The organism is Actinophytocola sp., assembly GCF_036378875.1.
In the GTDB taxonomy this organism is placed as follows: Bacteria; Actinomycetota; Actinomycetes; order Mycobacteriales; family Pseudonocardiaceae; genus Actinophytocola.
The window spans coordinates 1-4948 of the sequence record NZ_DASUVO010000164.1 but is presented as its reverse complement, the minus strand read 5'-3'; the positions used below and the strand labels follow the sequence as shown (position 1 = coordinate 4948).

General features: G+C 68.7%; 5 protein-coding genes and 1 pseudogene. All 6 read right to left on the bottom strand.

Annotation, left to right across the window (positions count from 1 at the left end):
* Positions 1-446 precede the first annotated feature (446 nt).
* Positions 447-794, bottom strand: a complete 348-nt coding sequence (locus tag VF106_RS45560; protein ID WP_330846312.1) for a nuclear transport factor 2-like protein — start codon at positions 792-794, stop codon at positions 447-449.
* Complete coding sequence (locus VF106_RS45555) at positions 791-1312, bottom strand: MarR family transcriptional regulator (RefSeq protein WP_330846311.1); 522 nt, start codon at positions 1310-1312, stop codon at positions 791-793. The genes VF106_RS45560 and VF106_RS45555 overlap by 4 nt, the downstream gene beginning before the upstream one ends.
* A 43-nt stretch (positions 1313-1355) precedes the next feature.
* Positions 1356-3047: a glyoxylate carboligase gene (gcl, locus tag VF106_RS45550; RefSeq protein ID WP_330846310.1), complete on the bottom strand. Its 1692-nt coding sequence runs from the start codon at positions 3045-3047 to the stop codon at positions 1356-1358.
* Positions 3048-3055: 8 nt separating this feature from the next.
* Positions 3056-3937 carry a 2-hydroxy-3-oxopropionate reductase gene (locus tag VF106_RS45545; RefSeq protein WP_330846309.1) on the bottom strand — a complete coding sequence of 294 codons (882 nt, stop codon included), beginning with the start codon at positions 3935-3937 and terminating at the stop codon, positions 3056-3058.
* Positions 3934-4707: a hydroxypyruvate isomerase family protein gene (locus VF106_RS45540; protein WP_330846308.1), complete on the bottom strand. Its 774-nt coding sequence runs from the start codon at positions 4705-4707 to the stop codon at positions 3934-3936. The genes VF106_RS45545 and VF106_RS45540 overlap by 4 nt, the downstream gene beginning before the upstream one ends.
* 9 nt (positions 4708-4716) lie before the next feature.
* Positions 4717-4948 (bottom strand): annotated as a pseudogene (locus tag VF106_RS45535) (hypothetical protein); the annotation flags it as partial.

Below are 4948 nucleotides of genomic sequence, written 5' to 3'. Positions count from 1 at the left end.
GCGAGTCGCGCGTTCAGCCCCCGCGAGTCGCGCGTTCAGCCCCCGCGAGTCGCGCGTTCAGCCCCCGCGAGTCGCGCGTTCAGCCCCCGCGAGTCGCGTTTTCGGGGCCGGCCCGACGCCGCCGAGCCCGCTGCGAGAGCGCGACTCGCGGTTGTTGGGTGTTGGAGACGCGGGTGCGCGTTGGGAGACGCGGTTCGGATTGTTGAACTCAGCGGTCTACCGCGTTGGACACGCGCGTCGCGGGCGTTGGACACGCGGGTTGTCCACAGGTGGTTGCTGGTGTGGCCGGAAGTGTCGGTGCTTGCCGGTACGCTGGTTTTCGGGGGCCGGAGGCCGGCCGAAAACCCGTCGCTGCCCTGAAACCTCGTCGCCTTCCCAACACCTCTTCCCTGCCCTATTGCCTCTTTTCCGCCCTACGCCACTTCTCTGCTGCCCGGTGGCCGCTCTTATCGCATGAGGGGGTGCCAGGGTGTTGCGTCGAAGATCAGTTTGATTGAGGTGATTTGTCCGTGGTGTAGGCGGAAGTGTTCTGCGGTGCGTTGGGTGCCGACTGGGGTGGCGGTGTGTACGTCGTAGACGAGGGTCGCCTCCTCGGGGCCGTACAGCTCGCTGATCATGTCGATGCCGGTGACGATGCCGAGGAACGCTGGTAGCCCGGCCAGGTGGTCGTCGGCGCTTGCGGTGAGTAGTGGGCTCTCGAAGGTGAACCCGTCGGCGAGTGTTGTACGTGCGCTGGTCACGTCGCCGGAGAAACGCGCACGGTGGTACGCCTGGACGGTCTCCCGCGTGGTCACTGGGTCCCCATTCGTTGTTCGATCGCCTGTTGGTTGGTCACGACGCGCAGGCACAGGTGCCGCAGTTGCGCCACCTCCTCATCGGTGAAGCCGTGGAACATCGCGTTCATCGCCAGGTTCGCCGGTTGCCGGAAGTCGGTCACCCACTGCCGTCCCGCGTCGGTCATGGCGATCAGCACCGAGCGCCGGTCGTCGGGGTCCGGGGTGCGCCGCACGAGGTCGGCTTTCTCGAGTGTGTCGACGAGGCCCGTCGCGTTGCGTGAGCTGACGCCGGCCGCCCGCGCCAGCTCGCCGACACTCACACCGCCGGACGTGACGCTCAACTGCAGCAACACGTCCACCGCGCCGGAGCTGAGCGACCGGGACCCGGCCGATCGCAGTCGTTCGATCGCGTGTGCCGCGGCGCGGACGGCGGCGGCCGCCTCGAACCGAGTCGTGTCGCCGCCGTCCGCGAACCGCGCGAGAGCGTCGCGAACGGTCGGGTCGTACAGGCCAGCAGAGTCAGTTACGTACTTCATAATGAGGTAGGAGATTATTACCTACTTCCACAATGTGCAACCGTCAGTCCGCGACCGGGGTCAGCTCCGGGATCGGCTCGAACTCCTTGATCTGGTCCAGCGACGGGCCCATGGCGGCGTTCGCCTCGCGTTCGACCATGATCTCGACCAGCACCGGCAGTGACAGCCGCTCCGACTCGGTGTCCGCCCAGGCCAGCGCGGCGCGGATGTCGCCGGGCTGCTCGACGCGGCGCGCAGGGCAGCCGAACGCCGCCATCAGCGTGACGTGGTCGATGCCGCCCTCGCCGTAGTGCAGGTCCACCGCGTAGTTCATGTCGTACGGCAGCTCGGCCTGGCGGATCAGCCCCAGGTACTCGTTGTTGACCATCACGATCACGAACGGGATCCGGTACTGCGCGGCGACGGCGATCTCCTCCATCAGGAACTGGAACGAGTAGTCACCGGCGACCGCCACCACCTTCCGCGACGGGAAGGCGCACTTCACGCCCATCGCCGCCGGCACCTCCCAGCCCAGCGGGCCGGCCTGCCCGCACACCAGGTAGCGGCGCGGCAGGTACGTGTGCTGGAACTGGCCCGACCAGATCTGGTACAGGCCGATGGCCGTGACGAACGTCGTGTCCTCGCCGAAGTACTCGTTGATCTCGCGGTACACGCGCGGCGGCTTGATCGGCACGTCGTCGAAGTCGTCGCGGCGGGGCAGGGAAGAGCGCAGCGAGGCCACCCGCGACGGCCACGATGACCCGTGCGGCGTAAGGGAACGCGCGGCCGAGGTCAGCGCGGCCAGCGTCGGGCGGGCGTGGCCGACGATCCCGAGGTCCGGCTCGAACACCTTGCCGATCTGTGTCGGCTCGATGTCGACGTGGACGAACTTCCGCGAACCACGGTAAACATCCAGGTCACCGGTGTGCCGGTCACCGAACCGAGCGCCGATCGCAAGCACCACGTCGCTTTCCAGGAAAGCCTGGTTGCCCCAACGGGTCTGCGTCTGGATCCCGGCCATGCCCGCGAACAGCTCGTGGTTCTCGGGAAACGCGCCCTTGCCCATCAGCGTCACCTGCACCGGGACGTTCATGGTCTCGGCCAGCTCCCGGAGCTCACCGGCCGCGTCCGCGATGATGACGCCGCCGCCGGCCAGGATCAGGGGCCGTTCGGCGCCCGCCAGCAGCTCGACCGCGGCGCTGATCCGCGCGGGATGCGGCTGCGGGATGTCGACGGGCAAGGGCGCGTCGAGTGCGGGGTCGTAGTTGCAGAGTCCTCTTTGGACGTCGATGGGCAGGTCGATCAGCACCGGACCGGGGCGCCCCGAGCGCGCGATCCGGAACGCCTCCCGGAACACCCACGGCGCCTGGCCCGGCTCCTTCAGCTGCACGGCCCACTTGGTCACCGGCTTGGCGATCTCGACGATGTCGACCGCCTGGAACGCTTCCTGGTGCAGCTTCGCCCTGACGGCCTGGCCGGTGATGCACACCATCGGGATGGAGTCCGCCAGCGCGGTGTACAGACCGGTGATCATGTTGGTGCCGGCAGGACCGGAGGTGCCGATACACACTCCGACCTTGCCGGTGACTCGGGACCAGCCGTCAGCCGCGTGCGTGCCGCCTTCCTCGTGCCGCACGGTGATGTGCCGGATGCCGCTCTTCCGCAACGCCGCGTACAGCGGCAGGATCGCCGCCCCGGGAATGCCGAAGACCGTGTCAACACCCTCCGACTCCATGACCGCAACGGCGGCCTCCATCGATGGAATCACGCAGCCGCTCCAGACAGGTTCTCGGCGACCTTGAGCAGAGCCGAATGGTCCAGCGAGCCGTAACCCTGCGCCCGCGCGGCGGCGATCAACGCCGCGACCAGGTTGCCGACGGGCAACGACACGCCGGCGTCGCGGGCGGCGTCGACGATGATGCCCATGTCCTTGTGGTGCAGGTCGATCCGGAAGCCGGGTTGGAACTCCCGCGCCACCATGGATCCGCGCTTCAGCTCGAGGATCCGGCTGCCCGCGAGCCCGCCGGCGAGCACGTCGAGGCCGAGCGAAGCGTCCAGTCCGGACGCCTCCATCAGCACGATGGCCTCCGCCACCAACGCGTACGTGCCACCCACCACCAACTGGTTGGCGGCTTTCACCGTCTGGCCGGCACCGGCGGGTCCAACGTGGACGACCGTCCTGCCGAGGGGTGCGAACACCGGTTGGGCGGCGGCGAAGTCCTCCGCGGCGCCACCGACCATGATGGACAGTACGCCGTCGATCGCGCCCTTCTCACCACCGGACACGGGGGCGTCCAGCACCCGGATGCCGCGCTGCGCACCGACTTCCGCGAGCCGACGAGCGGTCTCCGGCCGGATGGAGCTCATGTCGATGTACAGGGTGCCGGGCTTGGCACTGTCCAGCACGCCACCCTCACCGAGCGCCGCCGCCTCCACATGCGGATGGTTCGGCAGCATCGTGATGACGATGTCGGCCTCGGCGGCCGCCTGCCCAGCCGAGGCCGCCGGCTTCCCACCCGCCTCGGACAGCCGCTCGAGCGCCGCCGGCACCAGGTCGTACCCGATGACCTCGAACCCCGCGTCGAGCAGGTTCGACGCCATGGGCCCGCCCATGATGCCGAGCCCAACAAACCCAACCTTTGTCACCGCATGGCCTCCAACCAGCCGAAACTCTCCGAGCTTGGCCCAACGGGCTTGTACTCCAGGCCAACCAGCCCGCCGTACGGGCTGTTTTCCAGCTGGTGCAGGATCGCGGGGTAGTCCAGCTCTCCGGTCCCTGGCTGGCCACGGCCGGGCACGTCCGCGATCTGGACGTGCCCGAACCGGTTCGCATGGCTTGCGATGAGCGCGGTGAGGTCTTCACCCATTCGCCCGAGGTGGTAGAAGTCAGCCAGGAACGCGGTTCCCGGCACCTGGTCGATCACCTGGAACGCCCGCGCCGACGACGTGAGCGGATAGCGGGTGTTCTCGTACGAGTTGAGCGCCTCGACCACCACGGTGGCACCACTGCGACCGGCGGCTTTCGTTGCCAGAGCGAGGTTCTCCAGCGCCAGCTCGGCGTCGGTGTCGTCGGTCGTGTTGCCGTACAAGGCGTTCAGCACCCGGCAGCCGAGGCGTTCCGCGAACCCGACGGTCACGTCGATGTTGTCGCGGAACCGCTGGCTCGTGGCCCGCGACGAGAGCAGACCCCGGTCCCCGGACGGCATGTGCCCGGCGTCGAAGTTGAGCCCCACCAGTTGGACGCCCGCGTCGGTGATGGCCCGCGTCAGCGCGTCCAGTTCCTTGTCGTCGGGCACGGGGCCGTCGAAGGGCCACCACATCTCCACCGCGTCGAAGCCGGCGTCGGCGGCCGCGGCCGGGCGTTCGAGCATGGGCAGCTCGGTGAACAGGATGGACAGGTTGACGTCGTAGTGCACGGTGGCTCCCTAGGAGACGGGCTGCACCAGGCTCGCCCTGGCCAGCTCGGCGGTTTCCGAAGGAGTCTTGCCGACGCGCACGCCGGCCGCTTCCAGAGCTTCCTTCTTGGCCTGCGCGGTGCCGGACGAACCGGACACGATCGCGCCGGCGTGGCCCATGGTCTTGCCTTCCGGCGCGGTGAAGCCCGCGACGTAGCCGACGACCGGCTTCGACACGTGCTCCTGGATGTAGGCCGCGGCC

Excerpts from the sequence above, each read along its gene's own strand:
- VF106_RS45555 (WP_330846311.1), bottom strand. The coding sequence starts at position 1,312 with ATGAAGTACGTAACTGACTCTGCTGGCCTGTACGACCCGACCGTTCGC.
- gcl (WP_330846310.1), bottom strand. The coding sequence starts at position 3,047 with ATGGAGGCCGCCGTTGCGGTCATGGAGTCGGAGGGTGTTGACACGGTC.